This is a genomic window from Rossellomorea sp. y25 (assembly GCF_038049935.1).
Taxonomy (GTDB): Bacteria; Bacillota; Bacilli; order Bacillales; family Bacillaceae_B; genus Rossellomorea.
The window spans coordinates 3,663,299-3,678,451 of sequence record NZ_CP145886.1 but is presented as its reverse complement, the minus strand read 5'-3'; the positions used below and the strand labels follow the sequence as shown (position 1 = coordinate 3,678,451).

General features: G+C 41.8%; 20 protein-coding genes and 2 riboswitches. Of the genes, 10 read left to right on the top strand and 10 right to left on the bottom strand.

Annotated elements, in window-relative coordinates:
* Positions 1-60 precede the first annotated feature (60 nt).
* The 4 genes from AAEM60_RS18520 to yidD all read right to left on the bottom strand — a co-directional run bounded on the left by AAEM60_RS18520 (position 61) and on the right by yidD (position 4,381).
* Positions 61-1,092 carry a cytochrome d ubiquinol oxidase subunit II gene (locus AAEM60_RS18520; protein ID WP_341356857.1) on the bottom strand — a complete coding sequence of 344 codons (1,032 nt, stop codon included), beginning with the start codon at positions 1,090-1,092 and terminating at the stop codon, positions 61-63.
* 24 nt (positions 1,093-1,116) lie between these two features.
* A complete protein-coding gene (locus AAEM60_RS18515; RefSeq protein WP_282138950.1) occupies positions 1,117-2,475 on the bottom strand; it encodes a cytochrome ubiquinol oxidase subunit I in 1,359 nt (452 codons plus the stop codon).
* 519 nt (positions 2,476-2,994) lie between these two features.
* Positions 2,995-3,963, bottom strand: a complete 969-nt coding sequence (locus tag AAEM60_RS18510; RefSeq protein ID WP_341358019.1) for a metal ABC transporter substrate-binding protein — start codon at positions 3,961-3,963, stop codon at positions 2,995-2,997.
* A 172-nt stretch (positions 3,964-4,135) separates the two neighbouring features.
* Positions 4,136-4,381 carry a membrane protein insertion efficiency factor YidD gene (gene yidD / locus AAEM60_RS18505; protein ID WP_341356856.1) on the bottom strand — a complete coding sequence of 82 codons (246 nt, stop codon included), beginning with the start codon at positions 4,379-4,381 and terminating at the stop codon, positions 4,136-4,138.
* A gap of 239 nt (positions 4,382-4,620) precedes the next feature.
* On the opposite strand from yidD, the gene AAEM60_RS18500 reads away from it, so the two are divergent.
* Positions 4,621-5,094, top strand: coding sequence for an S-ribosylhomocysteine lyase (locus AAEM60_RS18500; protein WP_299739495.1), 474 nt, complete (start codon positions 4,621-4,623; stop codon positions 5,092-5,094).
* 47 nt (positions 5,095-5,141) lie between these two features.
* Here the strand turns inward: AAEM60_RS18500 and ytzI are convergent, their stop codons facing one another.
* Positions 5,142-5,315 carry a YtzI protein gene (gene ytzI / locus AAEM60_RS18495; RefSeq protein WP_299739493.1) on the bottom strand — a complete coding sequence of 58 codons (174 nt, stop codon included), beginning with the start codon at positions 5,313-5,315 and terminating at the stop codon, positions 5,142-5,144.
* A gap of 206 nt (positions 5,316-5,521) precedes the next feature.
* Between ytzI and AAEM60_RS18490 the strand changes: the two genes are divergently transcribed.
* Positions 5,522-5,689: a hypothetical protein gene (locus AAEM60_RS18490; RefSeq protein ID WP_341356855.1), complete on the top strand. Its 168-nt coding sequence runs from the start codon at positions 5,522-5,524 to the stop codon at positions 5,687-5,689.
* A gap of 196 nt (positions 5,690-5,885) precedes the next feature.
* Here the strand turns inward: AAEM60_RS18490 and AAEM60_RS18485 are convergent, their stop codons facing one another.
* Positions 5,886-6,131 (bottom strand): DUF6154 family protein, encoded by a 246-nt coding sequence (locus AAEM60_RS18485; protein ID WP_044340349.1) that lies wholly within the window; start codon positions 6,129-6,131, stop codon positions 5,886-5,888.
* Positions 6,132-6,359: 228 nt separating this feature from the next.
* Here AAEM60_RS18485 and AAEM60_RS18480 point away from each other — a divergent pair, with 228 nt between their 5' ends.
* From AAEM60_RS18480 to ytkD, 3 genes are all read left to right on the top strand, one after another.
* Positions 6,360-6,749, top strand: a complete 390-nt coding sequence (locus AAEM60_RS18480; protein ID WP_341356854.1) for a phage holin family protein — start codon at positions 6,360-6,362, stop codon at positions 6,747-6,749.
* 56 nt (positions 6,750-6,805) lie between these two features.
* Entirely contained in the window at positions 6,806-7,144 is a 339-nt protein-coding gene (locus AAEM60_RS18475) for a hydrolase (RefSeq protein ID WP_299739484.1), read from the top strand.
* A gap of 95 nt (positions 7,145-7,239) precedes the next feature.
* On the top strand, positions 7,240-7,713 hold the full coding sequence (gene ytkD / locus AAEM60_RS18470; RefSeq protein ID WP_341356853.1) for an RNA deprotection pyrophosphohydrolase: 474 nt from the start codon (positions 7,240-7,242) through the stop codon (positions 7,711-7,713).
* On the opposite strand, the gene AAEM60_RS18465 is transcribed toward ytkD, so the two are convergent.
* From AAEM60_RS18465 to AAEM60_RS18455, 3 genes are all read right to left on the bottom strand, one after another.
* The gene (locus AAEM60_RS18465; RefSeq protein ID WP_341356852.1) at positions 7,703-8,503 is read right to left on the bottom strand and encodes an ABC transporter permease; all 801 of its coding nucleotides are present in this window, start codon (positions 8,501-8,503) and stop codon (positions 7,703-7,705) included. The genes ytkD and AAEM60_RS18465 overlap by 11 nt on opposite strands.
* Positions 8,484-9,260, bottom strand: a complete 777-nt coding sequence (locus AAEM60_RS18460) for an ABC transporter ATP-binding protein (protein WP_299739478.1) — start codon at positions 9,258-9,260, stop codon at positions 8,484-8,486. Before AAEM60_RS18460 ends, AAEM60_RS18465 begins: the two co-directional genes overlap by 20 nt.
* A gap of 76 nt (positions 9,261-9,336) precedes the next feature.
* Entirely contained in the window at positions 9,337-10,338 is a 1,002-nt protein-coding gene (locus AAEM60_RS18455) for an ABC transporter substrate-binding protein (protein ID WP_341356851.1), read from the bottom strand.
* 218 nt (positions 10,339-10,556) lie between these two features.
* Here AAEM60_RS18455 and AAEM60_RS18450 point away from each other — a divergent pair, with 218 nt between their 5' ends.
* Together AAEM60_RS18450 and AAEM60_RS18445 are read left to right on the top strand one after the other, a co-directional pair.
* Entirely contained in the window at positions 10,557-11,357 is an 801-nt protein-coding gene (locus AAEM60_RS18450) for a prolyl oligopeptidase family serine peptidase (RefSeq protein ID WP_341356850.1), read from the top strand.
* 27 nt (positions 11,358-11,384) lie between these two features.
* Entirely contained in the window at positions 11,385-11,627 is a 243-nt protein-coding gene (locus tag AAEM60_RS18445) for a DUF2584 domain-containing protein (protein ID WP_299739472.1), read from the top strand.
* A gap of 40 nt (positions 11,628-11,667) precedes the next feature.
* On the opposite strand, the gene AAEM60_RS18440 is transcribed toward AAEM60_RS18445, so the two are convergent.
* Complete coding sequence (locus AAEM60_RS18440) at positions 11,668-12,000, bottom strand: hypothetical protein (RefSeq protein WP_299739470.1); 333 nt, start codon at positions 11,998-12,000, stop codon at positions 11,668-11,670.
* Positions 12,001-12,131: 131 nt separating this feature from the next.
* Positions 12,132-12,319: riboswitch (cobalamin riboswitch) on the top strand.
* A gap of 166 nt (positions 12,320-12,485) precedes the next feature.
* Here AAEM60_RS18440 and AAEM60_RS18435 point away from each other — a divergent pair.
* The 3 genes from AAEM60_RS18435 to AAEM60_RS18425 all read left to right on the top strand — a co-directional run bounded on the left by AAEM60_RS18435 (position 12,486) and on the right by AAEM60_RS18425 (position 14,885).
* Positions 12,486-13,007 carry a hypothetical protein gene (locus AAEM60_RS18435; RefSeq protein WP_299739468.1) on the top strand — a complete coding sequence of 174 codons (522 nt, stop codon included), beginning with the start codon at positions 12,486-12,488 and terminating at the stop codon, positions 13,005-13,007.
* A 20-nt stretch (positions 13,008-13,027) separates the two neighbouring features.
* Entirely contained in the window at positions 13,028-13,966 is a 939-nt protein-coding gene (locus tag AAEM60_RS18430) for an ABC transporter substrate-binding protein (RefSeq protein WP_341356849.1), read from the top strand.
* 226 nt (positions 13,967-14,192) lie between these two features.
* Positions 14,193-14,885 (top strand): copper homeostasis protein CutC, encoded by a 693-nt coding sequence (locus AAEM60_RS18425; RefSeq protein WP_341356848.1) that lies wholly within the window; start codon positions 14,193-14,195, stop codon positions 14,883-14,885.
* A gap of 82 nt (positions 14,886-14,967) precedes the next feature.
* Positions 14,968-15,084, top strand: a riboswitch (TPP riboswitch).
* Positions 15,085-15,153 lie beyond the last annotated feature (69 nt).

Genomic DNA, 15,153 nt, shown 5'->3' with positions numbered 1-15,153 from the left:
GGGAATGGATAAGCAAATGATAAGAGAAATAGCTCCGAGAGTCTCGGAGCTATAGTGCAGTCATTCACTTTTTTGCCTCAAATATCGTTTATCATTCATAAACAAGCTCCAAAAGTAGACAAAACCAGGAAACAGGATGATGAATCCGACAATATAGGTGATGAACACAGCCTTAAACGAGTTGGGATCCGTGAATCCGGACTGGATCGTGACTTCCGGGTAGATGATATAGGGCAGGTGGGCTTTACCGTATACATAGCTCGCCAGAACATATTGAAATGTCACGGCGATGACTGCCACACGGGGCATTCCCTTCATGCCCTCTTTATTGGTGGGTAGAAATAATGTTCCTCCGGCAACCAGGAACCCGATTAAGGAGAGCCATAACAAATTCTGGTCTTCCATCATTCTATCATATATCCATGACGCTTCATTCTTCATGGTGAACATAATGAGGAACGCCATAATGACAGAGATTGGACCGATGATCATCGCATCCCGCCGATACACTTTAAAGGCTTCAAATTCCTTAGAAGCTTTTGAGTAGTCAGCAAGAAGCAAGGATGAAAGAAATAACGTACTGGCAACGGCAAATCCGAAGAAGGCATATTCATGTGGACTCGTAAACAGCTTTCCGAGAAGAAGCGTTTGTCCGTCTTCAAAATCGATGTAAGGTCCGTGAGAGATGGGAAGTACGCTGATGAGCAGACCTGGAATCAACAATCCTGTAATCCCTGTCACATAGGTCAATGGCTTTCTGTAATCATCTGCCACGTGAGAGAATACCAGAAATGCACTTCGAAGAGCCAGAAGCAGCAGGATTAAACTTCCAGGGACGAGCAGCACCGTTCCTAATGAATAGGCTGCACCTGGAAACATACTATACACTGCCACTACCAGGGCAACAATGAATGTATTCGTCACCTCCCAGGTTGGCGACAGATACCGGTTGGCGATATTGGTGGCTTTTGTCTTGTCATGATTAATGTAGATCATCGACCAAAAGCCGGCCCCGAAATCCATCGTTGCCATGACGGCATAAATAAAGACGAACCCCCATAGTATCGTGATGGCAATCAATGCTTGTGTCATAACTTCACCTCCCATTATTGCTGTTTATGTGGATAGAGGAATATCCTTATTCTTTCCTTCCGCTTTGTTGATGTCTTTTTCAGGCGGATTCCGTTTGAAGTAATACAAGAGAACAAGAACCACGGACACGGCTAAAATCGCATAAACCGAAACGAACAGAACGAACAGAACGGCTAAGTTTCCCGTCGTGGTAACCGAATCCTCTGTACTCAGGATGCGGTAAATCGTCCAAGGCTGACGGCCGGTACAAGCGAAAATCCATCCGAATTCGATAGCTAAGATCGATAGGGGGCCACCGGCTACAAACGACCACATCAACCACTTAGGGAACCGGTCTTTTTTCAATAATTTGTTCCATACGTAGGCAATGAGGGAAAGTAAAATGAGCAGGGAGCCGATTCCCACCATCGCGTTGAATAACGTATGAACGAAGAGAGGCGGCCAATATTCTTCAGGAAAGTCGTTTAAGCCGATGACCTCCGTATCGAAACTGTTTCCAGCAAGAAAACTAAGGGCCCAGGGGATCTCGATCCCCCATTTTACTTCCCTCTCTACAGGATCCGTGAAGCCTCCAATGGAAAGTGGTGCATGGGTTTGGGTTTCAAACAAGCCTTCAGCTGCAGCCAGTTTCTCAGGCTGATACTCATGAAGCATTTGAGCCGATTCATGTCCATTAATCGCTGTGAAGAAGGAGAAGACGCCCCCTACTAATAAACAAATCATGAGTGATTTTTGATGAAATTTATAAATCCTTGACCCAAATGAAGTTCGGAGCATCTTAAATGCAGAAACTGTAGCAATCGTGAACGATCCCACTACATAAGCAGATAAAGCAACATGCCCCGCCGTAACGAAAAAGCTTGGATTGAAGAAGGCTTTCCAAGGATCCACGTTGGTAATTTCTCCGTTCACCATTTCAAATCCGGCGGGTGTCCCTTCAAACGCATGCACATTCGTGATTAAAACAGCTGAAGCAAGTCCACCGATGGCGACCAGGACAAGACTCACGATTCTCATCCAGGGAGCGATCCGATTCGCCGCATATACATAAATAGACATAAATAACGCCTCAACAAAAAAGGCATAGATTTCGATTTGGAACGGCAGTGCCATCACCCGCCCGATAACCTCCATGAACCCGGGCCATAGGAGTGACAATTGAACACCTGCAATCGTCCCTGTCGGAATCCCTACCCCCAGCAGCACGGCGAAGGCCTTCGTCCAGCGTTTTGCCATCACGGAATAATCGAGATCGTTCGTCCGTTGATACATTATCTCTGCAACAAGAATCATTAACGGAATACCGACTCCAAGTGTGGCAAAAATGATATGAAAGGCCATTGTAGTACCAAACAAGGAACGAGCAATTACTAATTCATCCATTCTCATGTCTCCCTTACTAGTCTTTAACATTTCCTTATTGTCCACTTAATGGAAAATAATATTCATGATTTTTAGTAGGGGGAGAAAGTTTGATTGTTGATCTGGAATGCTGTTGGCGAATGTCGATTTTTTTAAGTTGATAATATAATAGGCAAAGTCGAAAATATATGGGGCAGAGTCGATAATACAGCAGTAAAATTAATCGTATATTGGCATAGAGCTTTACGGGAATCGAAAATATATATGCAAAATGAAGCAGAGGGTTTGATTTGAAAATAAAATTGAAAATTTGAAAAGAAATGGCTCGATTTTGAAAATAAAACTGGAAAATTGAAAATAAATCGACCGAATTTGAAAATAAAATTGATATCGGCCTACTCCCGGAGCTAAAAACCCGTCGATAATTGCTAATATACTTGCTAATTTAACGATTAATCTTGAAAAGTACCTTTTTATAAAGATTTTTAATCGCAAAAACTAAAAAAGAGCAGCTCGCCAGCTGCTCTTTCTCAAAATGTTCTATTGTAATGCCTGTTTTAAAGTCTCGATGTTCTTCTTCATGAGTGAAAAATAGTCTTCATCATTCTTTCTGTCTTCTTCCGTAAGTACAGAAAGGTTATGAAGGGTCAGGGCTTTTGCACCCAATTCGTTTTGTACGACTTCTGTGAGACGGGAAGAGACGTTTTGTTCAAAGAGGATGTATTGAACATTGTCTTCTTTTCCTTTTTCAATGATCTTCTTAAGTTCTTGCTGCGATGGCTCATCAGCCGTATTCAATCCGGCAATGGCTTCCTGGTGCAATCCGTATCGTTCTTCCCAATAGCTGTAAGCAGCATGAGAAACGTAGAAGGTTTTCTTTGGTGCATTTTCAGCCATGTCCTTAAATTCAGCGTCCAGCGCATCTAAATCTTTCGTTAAAGCATCGAGGTTTGCTTGAAAATCTTCCTTATGTTCCGGCATTTCTTCTGAAAGGGTATCTGCAATGGTTTTCGCCATTTCTTTAGAGTAGACCGGGTCTAACCATAGATGAGGATCAACGTCATGGTTGTGCTCATCCCCGTGATTGTCCCCGTGAGAGTCGCCATGTTCTTCGTGCTCTTCATGCTCTTCAGCACTTTCTTCACCATGATCTTCTTCATGTTTCAATTCAACATGTTCACTGGTCGGTACAACGACTACATCTTCGTTTTCCAGAATCGATTTCGATCTTTCAACGAATCCTTCAAGTCCCATTCCGATGTAGAAGAAAACATCTCCATCAGCCATTTTAATCATATCTTTTTGTGAAGGCTCAAACGTATGCTCATCGGCACCTGGAGGGTAAATGCTTTCCACATCCACATGTTCCCCACCGATTTTTTTCGTGAAATCCTCGAGTGGATACACAGTAGTGTAGACTTCCAATTTATCTTTCTTTCCAGCCTCTTCCTGCTCAGAAGTGGCTCCGCAAGCGGACAATACGAAAATCAATAATAAAAATAAACTCATACGAATATAGTTCAAGAGGAATCCTCCTTTAAATGAAATAATTTGATAACTGTAATGATTACGATTTAGCACAAAGGTTATTTTACTACCGTTATGGGGAATAAGCAAGATAAATGGATGAATTTTTATATTTTATCTTTTTAAAAAAAGAAAGACTACCTCCGGATAGGAGCTAGTCGGGATGATTCGGATTTTTAGATGGCCACTTTTCTGGCACGTGATCAATTCCACCAGGATGAAAGGGGTGGCATTTAAAAATCCGCTTTATTGTTAACCAGCCTCCGCGTATTGCACCGAACCGGCTCACTGCCTGCACGCCATAATGGGAACAGGTTGGATAGAACCGGCAAGTGGGAGGCTTGAGAGGAGAGATGACCCGCTGGTACACCTTGAATACAAGTAACAATAACCTTTTCATAACACGTCTCCTGATTGATTTTCTTTTACTATATCAGAACTGTGAAGAGGATAAAAATGTTTTTAACTGCTGTTCTTCCAATGTTCATCACAATCGGTTTTTCTTCCGTATATAAAAAATGTATCATTAAGAATTTCCAATTAGAAAATACAGGTATTTTTTTAATTCGGATTAAGTTGATGAAATAACTATGAATTTACGTTATACTTATAACTAGAAACTAAATGGGAGTGATTTTAATGCCTTCAGTAGAAAGCTTTGAATTAGATCATAATGCAGTGAAAGCACCTTTTGTGAGACATTGCGGTGTCCATAAGGTAGGAAGCGACGGACTTATCAACAAGTTTGATATTCGTTTCTGCCAGCCGAACAAACAAGCGATGAAGCCTGATTCCATTCATACACTAGAGCATTTATTAGCCTTCACCATCCGTAAATACGCAGAGCCATATGCTCATTTCGATATTATTGATATTTCCCCGATGGGATGCCAGACTGGCTACTATCTGGTTGTTAGCGGAGAGCCGAAAGTGGAAGAAATCATCGGCCTTTTGAATGATACGATGAAAGAAGCGGTCGAGATAGAAGAAATTCCGGCAGCCAATGAAAAACAATGCGGCCAGGCGAAGCTCCATGATTTAGAAGGAGCAAAGAAATTGATGCGTTTCTGGCTTAGCCAAAGCAATGAAGAGCTAAAGCAGGTTTTTGCATAAGAACATTAAAAAAATCCACCGTTCAAATTAGAACGGTGGATTTTCTTTTATTTGTCTTGCTTTTCATCTTCTTGCTTCATCTTCTCCAAGTGAGGATTATCTTCAAGTGGATCTACTGTATGTTTAACCGCTGTATATGCTTTGGAAGTCGTAAGGGCACTTACGAATATCACTAAAATACATATAGCAACAGCAATGATCAGGACAAGAGTTACTGACATTACGCAACCCCCTTTTTTTCACTATTTTACCATAGAAGAATGGGATGGTCGTGGATAAATATCAACATTTTTATGACGGAAATACTCAAGGTTTCAATTTCCCTATAGAAAAATTTGGTATGCTGATTAGTGCGAATGACTTTTTATTAGTATGTACAAGCTTTGATAGTCGAAACGAGGGGGATGTTACCAAGGATGTTTCGTCAATGATGGGTAAGCAGGTCGCTGAGCTTCAACGAACACTCAGTATGAATTTATTGAAAAGTCAGATGGCGACTCAAACGGCTCAAGCGACCGTAATGATGAAAGAAATGCAGGTCAGTCAGCCTGCACCGCATCCCGATCAAGGACATGTCCTTGATGTGAGGGGATGAAAAGGGAAGAAGCCTTGTTCCGGAAAAATTCGGATCAAGGCTTCTTCTTTCATTTGGAAAATGACTATACGATTGTCCAGCTCCGGCGGCTAGTCCCTCAAGGTCATTTCTGAAAAATCCCCAAAAGGCAAAGAACGCCTTCAGGGATTTCCCAGAAATGCTTGTCGGGCCTTAGCAAGCCGCCTCCGCTTTTCGATTAGTGAAGGCTCTTTTTCTCAAGTCTCACTCGTTCTTCGCTGTTGGACCATTTTTCTTTAAGTGTTTCGAATATGTATAAGCGGAAGAAGTATTGTAATTCTTCTGTTTCCATTTCTTGAATAAGTTCCAGGAGCTCGTTCCTGGAGGTATCTTCTAAGATTGTAAGGGCAATGAGGTCTAAGTCTTCGTCGGTACCTTTGATCCTTCCTCGGTACATTTCATAAATCTCTTCGATCAACTTCATGCGCTTCACCTCCCTTTCGTATCATTTTACCATGAACGTTTATGAATTTCTCTACATATTATGCTAGGACAACTCTTATTTGTCTTTACCCTTTATAAGACTAATTAACCACGAGATATAAATCGGTCTTTGCTCACTTTTGACATAAGCTGCTATAAAAGCCGGTGGAGTCCTGGCTTCACATTCACTTGTAACAAAGCCAACCATTAGGAAAAGGGGATGCTATATTTGGAAAAAAGTATGCTGTTCGTTGGATCGGGCCTGGGTGCAATGATTCTAAATTTATTTGGAGAATGGAATTCGCTGTTGACTATCTTGTTAATTGCCGTGATTCTGGATTATTTCACCGGGATGATTGCAAGTGGGATCGAAGGAGAGTTATCAAGCAAATCCGGTTTGAAAGGGATTGGCCGGAAAGTGCTGATTTTCGCTCTTGTCACGGTTGCCCACCTTATTGATACTATACTAACAAATCAACACTTTATTCGTAATGCGACGATTATTTTTTATTTATGTAATGAAATGATTTCAATCATTGAGAATGTAGGTAGAGCGGGAGTCCCCGTGCCGGAGTTTTTACGGAAAGCGGTAGAAGTGTTGAAGAAGAAATCGAAGTGAATAGAATTTCTTCAATTGAGGAAAATGAAGGATAAGTACAGTGAAGGAGTGGGAAGATGAACGAAGAACGACATGATTATTATATTGAAGTAGCCACTGGTGAAATTTCAAGAAGCTCGACAGATTCCGAATGGAACTTTAAGATATCTGCAACCGATGAAGAAATCACCCAGCTTCGGGAAGTGTTCGATTCCAATCACTCAGTCGATTGGCAGAATTTCTATCGGGCTCACGTACCCTATCTCCAGTATCATTTTGATCGCGAGAATGATGCGTATGATGAAAACTTGCATCTTGTGTATGAAATGATTCATAAATTGGGAGATGATGAAGCGAAGAAATTCATTGATAGTATAGGCATCCTGAATTCGCAACCTCATGAAAACCAGGAGTAATGACAAAAGTGTTGGTTCAGAAGTGAAATCTGTGGACCAATGCTTTTTATTTATGGTTAGATGAAAGAAAGTGTGTGCGGATGAGGTGAAGTCAGATGGAACAGTTTATCGATGAAAATGGGAAAAGAGTAGAAATATGCTTTGAAAAGGGAAGGTTTCAACAAGAATCATACCATGTGTTAGTTCTATGCCGTTTCAAAGAGAAATGGTTGTTAACACGGCATAAAAAAAGAGGTCTGGAGTTTCCAGGGGGAAAGCGGGAAAAAGGAGAAACCCTTGAAGAAGCTGCGATCCGTGAAACGTATGAAGAGACAGGGGGAGTGATCAACCGGCCTTTATTTATAGGGGAATATAAGGTATATGATCACTCACCATTTATCAAAACCATTTTCTTTGCTCAAGCTGAGGAGCTCATAAACAAAGGTGATTATCTGGAAACAGAAGGAGCCGTCCTTTGGAACGGTGATTTCTCCAATATCCATGACGATCCTTCCTTTAGTTTTATCATGAAAGATCAAGTGGTGGACTTGGCTCTCAAGAGAATAAGGGACCTCGACCTTATGATTTGATCAACTTCTTTTCGAGCTGTTCAACCAGCTTATACATAATGGTAGCGAATATGGCAATGACAAGCAGGGATAGAAGGACAAGGGTAAAGTTAAAGACTTGGAAACCATAGATGATCATATATCCAAGCCCCTTGGCGGACACAAGGAATTCTCCTACGATGACCCCGACCCATGATAAGCCCACGTTTACTTTCAGTGTCGAAATGATGGTCGGGAATGAGGCAGGGAGAATGACCTCTTTAAACATTTGCCCTCTTCTTGCTCCGAAAGTCTGCATGACCTTTAAATAATTTGGATCTACTTCCCTGAAGGAAGTATACACAACAATCGTGGTGATAATGACGGAAATGACGGTACCCATGGCGATGATGGATGTGAAGCCGGGTCCCAACCCTACAATTAAAATCGGACCGAGGGCTACTTTTGGCATGGCATTAAGGATGACAAGATAAGGGTCCAATACTTTAGAAAGAAATGGTGACCACCATAATAAAGCAGCTAAAAGGGTTCCAAGTAAGGTGCCGAGAATGAATCCGATGATGGTTTCACCGAGTGTGACAGACAGGTTGGCTAATAGGCTTCCGTCTCCGAGTTTTATGAGAAACAGCTTCCAAATTTTCGAGGGTGAGCTGAAAATGAGGGGATCTACCCAGCTGTTCCGGCTCGCGAGCTCCCAAAGAGAGAAGAACACAAGGAAAATAAGAGCTTGATAAAACCAAACCCATCGCTGTTCTTTCTTCAATGATTGAATGTATTCCAAGTGTTTTTGTTTAATCGATTCGTGATTCAAGTTTTTCAAGCTCCTTCCAGATGGTTTGGAAAAATCCCGGGAATTCTTCGTGATTTCTGACTTCAAAGGGCATTAACCCTGTTAACGATGACGGGACCTCGAATGTGGTGTGAATCCGTCCTGGCTTTGCTCCGAATAGAATGATGCGGTCACTCATGGAGATGGCTTCCCCGATATCATGAGTGACAAGAATGGCTGTTTTTCCAAAAGACTTTAATGTGGAAAACACCAGGTCCTCAAGCTTCAATTTGGTTTGATAATCGAGGGCAGAGAAAGGCTCATCCAAAAGGAGCAATTGAGGTTCTGTGATCAATGTGCGAATCAGCGCTACCCTTTGTCGCATTCCTCCAGACAGTTCCCTCGGATACGACGTTTCTACACCCTCTAACCCCATCTCAGTCAATAAATCACGTGCTTCCTTCCTCTTTTCTTCTGTCAGGGTCCCCATAATGGTCAGACCTAAAAATATATTTTCTTCGATGGTTTTCCATGGAAACAGATAATCCTGTTGGAGCATGTAGCCGAGTTTCTTTTTCATTTTTCGGATAGGTTGGTTGTATAATGAAATCGTTCCTTCGGTCGGTTGGATGAGTCCTGCAATAATGGAGAGTAAAGTGGTTTTGCCGCATCCACTCGGACCGATAAACGAGACAAACTCACCTTCTTTTACAGAAAGCGTAATGTCTGAGAGGGCATGGGTGGCCGTTTTGGGTGAAAAGTAGGTATGATGGATCGATTCTAACGATAGAAAGTTCACTGTATTTCAGCCTCCATTTTCTTTTTTCTATAAGTAAATGAAGGGCTGACATGTGAAGTCAGCCCCAGGATTGTTGCTACTTTGCTGCTTTTTCAGCGATCGAAGTATTCACTAACGTTTCATGATCAACGGACTGCGGAAGCTCTCCTGCTTCATCCATGATGTTTTGGAGATTGTTCCACTCTTCTTCGTCAAGGATTGGATCGGTCGCAAAGGACCCTTGTGATTTATAGCGATCGACAACTGTTTCAATCAGTGCAAGCTCTGTGTCTTCAAAATAGGGCTCAATCACCTTAGCAATGTCTGCTGCACTGTTTTCCTCCACCCATGCTTGAGCTTTGTATAGAGCTTTCGTGAATTTTTCCACCGTTTCTTTGTTGTCTTTCATATAGCTGTCTTTGGCCATGAACGTTGTATAGGGAACATGCCCTGATTCGGTTCCAAAGGAAGCCACGATATGCCCTTTTCCTTCCTGTTCAAAAATGGACGCCGTTGGTTCGAATAGCTGAACGTAGTCCCCTGTCCCCGAAGCAAAGGCGCTCGCAATATTAGCGAAATCAATGTTTTGGATCAGGTTTAAATCGTTCTGAGGATCGATGCCGTTCTGCTTCAGCACAAATTCCCCTACCATTTGCGGCATTCCGCCCTTACGCTGGCCAAGGAAGGTAGAATCTTTTAATTGATCCCAATCAAAGTTTTCCACTTTTTCACGGGAGACGAGAAACGTTCCGTCGGTTTGGGTTAATTGAGCAAAATTAATGACCGGATCATCCGAACCTTGTGCATGGACGTAGATGGAGGTTTCTGAACCGACCAGAGCGATATCGGCACCGCCCGATAGCAAGGTGGTCATCGTTTTATCTCCACCCCACGTAGTGGTCAATTCAATGTCCAGCCCTTCCTCTTTGAAGAATCCTTTTTCGATGGCTACATATTCAGGGGCATAGAAAATCGAGCGGGTAACCTCTGCTACACGAACCTTTTGTACGACTTCTTCTTTTTCTCCACATGCTGTCAAACAGGTTGTTAACATGACGATGAGCAACATGGCAAAGCTACTTCTAAGCCATTTTTTCATTCAATATTCCTCCTTTAAGCTTTGTGAAACCGGTGTAACGATAGAATGGGATGAGTGCATCTCTCTTTGCCTTGTTTATCCTTATATATAAGAAGGGTAGGATGGTCATGAAGGCTGCGTCTCGGCATCTCCTGTTGATGATGAGATTTGCTAAAATAGTCTATGTAGAGTATAAAAAATGTGTGAATACCCAATGCACGTTTTGAAAGGAAGAGAATATGAAAAACGGAACGATTGTGAAGAAAACATTGTTTCCTTCACCTAATCCACATGTGGAACTATATGAAATTACCTATCTATCCGGAGGTCTCCGGGTGAGAGGCTTATTGGCTGAACCTGTCGGAGGTGGAAAGTATGATGGGTTCCTCTATCTGAGAGGGGGGATCAAAGGCGTCGGAATGGTCCGGCCGGCGAGAATCGCTCAATTTGCTTCTCACGGATTCATTGTTTTTGCTCCTTATTACAGAGGAAACCTTGGCGGAGAGGGAAAAGAAGATTTTGCTGGAGATGATCGTGAAGACGCCATTTCCGGTGTTGAATTGCTCAAACACTATCACAGGGTGGTCCATAACCGGATTCATGTGTTTGGCTTTTCCCGTGGAGGAGTAATGGCGTTACTGACAGGCGTGGAGCGCAGGGACGTTACCTCTGTTGTTACATGGGGAGGCGTTTCGGATATGTTCTTAACATATGACGAACGGAAGGATCTCAGGAGAATGATGAAAAGAGTCATAGGGGGAAGTCCCAATAAATTTCCGGAAAGATATGAATGGCGTACGCCCCTATATGAGTTAGAAAACCTGGAAGCTCCCGTTTTGATCATTCATGGTGAAAAGGATCAGAACGTTTCAGTTGAGCATGCATATAGATTAGAAAAACGACTGAATGAGCTGAATAAATCTGTGTCATCCCAATACTTTAAAGAGTTTACGCATTACTTCCCTCCACGAAAGAACCAACAAATCGTCTCCATGCTATGCACCTGGATGAAAAATCAAAAGACAGTGGTGTATGATTAAATACAAAAAGGATTGAGGTCAAGCGAAATGGGCATGGGCTTAGAGTTAAACACGATGATCGTGACAAAAGGAAAAGAAGTGAGGAAAGAAGAGAATCTGTTCGTACTGCAAAAGGACGGATATCGCCTTTACCCTATGCATATTCCGATAGAGGTAAGAAAAACGAAACACAGTGACCCGAGTGGTTACGGCAGTATCGAAAAGATGGAGTGGATGGATGAGAAAACGACGATCCTGTATCGGTTGATTTCCTTGAATTCCACGAACTAAATAAAGGAGGGCTGTAAACATCTGCTTACAGCCCTCCTTTTTAGTTGATTTCCTCATATAAAATATAACGATTATCCTCTGTCTGGGCGATTAGATAATTGCTGTGATCTTTCACGCTATAGATGGGTGTCCCTTTTTTTAGTATATTTGCCGAGAAATCATTCTCGGGGTGATATTGACTATCAATCTTTTCTTTAATAGATCCAAGCTTTTCATCCAGAACCAACTTCTTCTCCACAGGGACCTTCACATATTCCTTCTTGTTCACCACCATCATATCCCCGTATCCACATAATTCATGGGATGCAGGTTTTTTGTCTCCGCATGCACTTAACAAAAATACGCATAATAGCAAAACAATCAATCGCTTCATGTTTTTCCTCCTTATCATTTCTTCACATACTCACAAGATATTCAAGCTTGTACGTCAACATGTTTGTTTTTTTATGCAAAACTTCATCATCTTTCATATGGATAAAGTGGTATAATGTTCCTTAAGTGAATAAACCCACGCAGAAATTAGGTGCTGATCTTTAGCATAAAGGGAATTCGGTGTGAATCCGAAGCTGTTTCCGCAACTGTAAGTGCTGACGAAATAAGAAGAAAACCACTATTTGATCATTCAGATGGGAAGGTTCTTAGAGTAGGCTGACGCACGAGCCAGGATACCTGCCTTTTTTCCATCGTATTATGCTCTTCGGAAGTTAAGGGTATGGTGCGGCTTTTTAGCATCTCTTTTTTCATATGGATGACAACTGCCGGCCAATATTCTTGGGTGGTTTTTTTGTGTTTATTTAAACCTCCCGGAAGATACGATAGGTGCTTCACAAACATCATTCAGAAAGGAGGAACTTACATATGGCAAAGGATTTCCGCTATTTATGTTATCCCTATATGCGTGAGTCTGTTTCAACCGTGGATTTTGAGATCCGGACCGATTCACTGTCGACTAAAATTGGACTCGCGTCATCAATGACGGAGCACTTACCGAAAGTTCAGGACGATTTACTATATTTAGCTGAGATGGCGTACCACCTCAATGGTTCGGTCCGGGGAATGACAGCCATCAAGGAAGACGACTTGAATAAATTGAGCCAAATGTACGATCGTTATGTGTCGGAAGTCGAGGAGCGTATCCAAACCTTTGTCCTTCCTCAAGGCTGTACAGCCGCATGTACGCTTCATACCTGTCGCAGTGAAGCAAAAAAGTCCGTCCGTGCCTTACATAAAGTCAGTACTGAGATGAAAGTGGAAAATATTCTATTTAAATACGCTCATTTACTGGCAAATGTCCTGTTTGTGATGGCCGTGTATGTGAATAAATGTGAAGGGATTGAAGAAATTCCTTTTGTGAGTAAATCGTATAAAGACAAAATATAGAGAAGCGGGGAAGATGAAATATGAAAAAGTCATGGTTAAATAGTTTACTATTATCATTCATCCTGGTTGTTTTCGTAGGGTGCAGCAATGGGGAAGAAGTAACATCCACAAAGGAAGTCAAGTCTGATAATGAGTCTTATTCTGTCATCGATGACAGGGGAGAAGAGATTAGCTTTGAGAAAGTGCCGGAAACCGTTATTTCCTTACAGCCGAGTAACACAGAGATTCTCTTTGCCATAGGAGCAGGAGATAAGGTAATCGGGGCAACTGAATACGACAACTATCCAGAGGAAGCGAAAGAGATTAAAAGAGTGTCGGATTCCATGACAGTCAATGCGGAAGAGGTCATTGCACTAAAGCCGGAAGTTGTCATTGCTTATACCACTGGAGATGATGCAGGAGTGAAGCAGCTTGAGGAAGCGGGATTAAACGTATTCGTCATTCAATCTGCCCAAACCTTTGAAGATGTTTATGGGGATATAGAACAAATTGCAACGGTAATGGGAGTAGAGAACAAGGGGAACGAATTGGTAGACGGCATCAAGCAACAGATTTCAGATGTGAAAGAAAAAGTAAGCACGCTAAAGGAAAAAGAACAAGTATATTTTGAAATCAGTCCCTCCCCTGATATTTATACAGCAGGAGCAGAAACGTTTCAGCAGGAAATACTTGAAACGGCAGGGGTCGAGAATATTTTTGTAGATCAAAAAGGCTGGGTGAAAGTAGGCGAAGAAGAAATCATTAAACGGAACCCTAATATGATTTTAACGACAGTGGGTTATGTCGAAGAGCCGACAGCCGAAATCAAGTCCCGGGAAAGCTGGAAAGATGTAAATGCAGTGCAAAATGGCCAAGTCTATTTCTTGGATTCAGACATTATGTCAAGACCAGGACCACGTATTGGAGAAGCCGTTGAGCTAACAGCAAAAACGGTGTATCCGGATTTATTTTCTGAATAAGATTGAATGGGAGATGGGGAAGACAATGATTTGCAAGAGGAATCATTGTCTTTTTCTGATAGATTGTTACTTTTTATAGGATTTGTAATGCAAACGTATGAGTATTGTCTTTTTAAATAACAACATATTTCATATTTTTGCGGGGAAATCCTTTTCATCACAAGTTCAACAATCTTCAACATTGTGATAAAGTTAACGTAACATCATCACGTTAGGAGAATTCAACATGAGCAAACTGGAAGTCATAGTCTTGAATGAGGAAGATGCCAAAGTTGCAGAAGCATCCGGAGCAGATCGACTTGAATTGGTGTCTGCCATACATGAGGGAGGATTAACTCCTGATTTTCATGTGATAGAAAAAGTATTAAGGACCGTTTCAATTCCTGTTCAGATTATGATCCGATTACATAGTAAATCTTTCTCGTATCAGTCTGATGAATTGCATACCATGGTGGAACAAGTTAGAACAATGGTTGAAATGGGAAGCCGTGGCATCGTCTTTGGCGCATTATCACATGAAGGTAAGCTTGATTCCCACGCTTTAATGGAGATCGTACAAAGTGCGAAGGGTCAATCGATTACTTTTCACCGCGCTATCGACCTGTCTGATGATCCAGTAGCCTTATGCAAAGGAATATTCCATTCAGGATTGAACGTTGATCGAATTCTCACATCAGGCGGAAAATCTGAAGTGAGTAAGGGACTGGAGGCGATTGGTAAAATGAGGGAAATAGAGCAAATGGGTGGTCCCACTATCATGCCGGGTTCGGGTTTAACTGTGGAAAATATAGGCGAAATACACAGCAAGCTAAAAGCAAGAGAATATCATGTAGGATCAGGTGTCCGTCATAATGGGAGCTATGACTTCGGGATAGACCCTGAAAAGGTAATGGAAATCAAACGTGTGATTATGTCCTAATTTGATTTTGTTACTATACTACTATTGGAAAAAAGAATGAATCATGGTAAAAATAGTATGTAATACAATAGAATACTATCAATATTTCTACTAGGGGAGTCCGATAAATTGCTTGGACTGAGAGGAGAACGCATAAGTTCTTTGACCCTTTGAACCTGATCTGGATGATACCAGCGTAGGGAAGTAGTGCGGAAGCGTTTATTTGTGTTTTGAGGCGCTTACTACTTTTTGACATTTCGGGTTCTGATTATTCAGGACCCTTTTTTGT

Excerpts from the sequence above, each read along its gene's own strand:
- AAEM60_RS18520 (WP_341356857.1), bottom strand. The coding sequence starts at position 1,092 with ATGACACAAGCATTGATTGCCATCACGATACTATGGGGGTTCGTCTTT.
- AAEM60_RS18515 (WP_282138950.1), bottom strand. The coding sequence starts at position 2,475 with ATGGATGAATTAGTAATTGCTCGTTCCTTGTTTGGTACTACAATGGCC.
- AAEM60_RS18510 (WP_341358019.1), bottom strand. The coding sequence starts at position 3,963 with ATGAGTTTATTTTTATTATTGATTTTCGTATTGTCCGCTTGCGGAGCC.
- yidD (WP_341356856.1), bottom strand. The coding sequence starts at position 4,381 with ATGAAAAGGTTATTGTTACTTGTATTCAAGGTGTACCAGCGGGTCATC.
- AAEM60_RS18500 (WP_299739495.1), top strand. The coding sequence starts at position 4,621 with ATGCCTTCAGTAGAAAGCTTTGAATTAGATCATAATGCAGTGAAAGCA.
- ytzI (WP_299739493.1), bottom strand. The coding sequence starts at position 5,315 with ATGTCAGTAACTCTTGTCCTGATCATTGCTGTTGCTATATGTATTTTA.
- AAEM60_RS18490 (WP_341356855.1), top strand. The coding sequence starts at position 5,522 with ATGATGGGTAAGCAGGTCGCTGAGCTTCAACGAACACTCAGTATGAAT.
- AAEM60_RS18485 (WP_044340349.1), bottom strand. The coding sequence starts at position 6,131 with ATGAAGTTGATCGAAGAGATTTATGAAATGTACCGAGGAAGGATCAAA.
- AAEM60_RS18475 (WP_299739484.1), top strand. The coding sequence starts at position 6,806 with ATGAACGAAGAACGACATGATTATTATATTGAAGTAGCCACTGGTGAA.
- ytkD (WP_341356853.1), top strand. The coding sequence starts at position 7,240 with ATGGAACAGTTTATCGATGAAAATGGGAAAAGAGTAGAAATATGCTTT.
- AAEM60_RS18455 (WP_341356851.1), bottom strand. The coding sequence starts at position 10,338 with ATGAAAAAATGGCTTAGAAGTAGCTTTGCCATGTTGCTCATCGTCATG.
- AAEM60_RS18450 (WP_341356850.1), top strand. The coding sequence starts at position 10,557 with ATGAAAAACGGAACGATTGTGAAGAAAACATTGTTTCCTTCACCTAAT.
- AAEM60_RS18445 (WP_299739472.1), top strand. The coding sequence starts at position 11,385 with ATGGGCATGGGCTTAGAGTTAAACACGATGATCGTGACAAAAGGAAAA.
- AAEM60_RS18440 (WP_299739470.1), bottom strand. The coding sequence starts at position 12,000 with ATGAAGCGATTGATTGTTTTGCTATTATGCGTATTTTTGTTAAGTGCA.
- AAEM60_RS18435 (WP_299739468.1), top strand. The coding sequence starts at position 12,486 with ATGGCAAAGGATTTCCGCTATTTATGTTATCCCTATATGCGTGAGTCT.
- AAEM60_RS18430 (WP_341356849.1), top strand. The coding sequence starts at position 13,028 with ATGAAAAAGTCATGGTTAAATAGTTTACTATTATCATTCATCCTGGTT.
- AAEM60_RS18425 (WP_341356848.1), top strand. The coding sequence starts at position 14,193 with ATGAGCAAACTGGAAGTCATAGTCTTGAATGAGGAAGATGCCAAAGTT.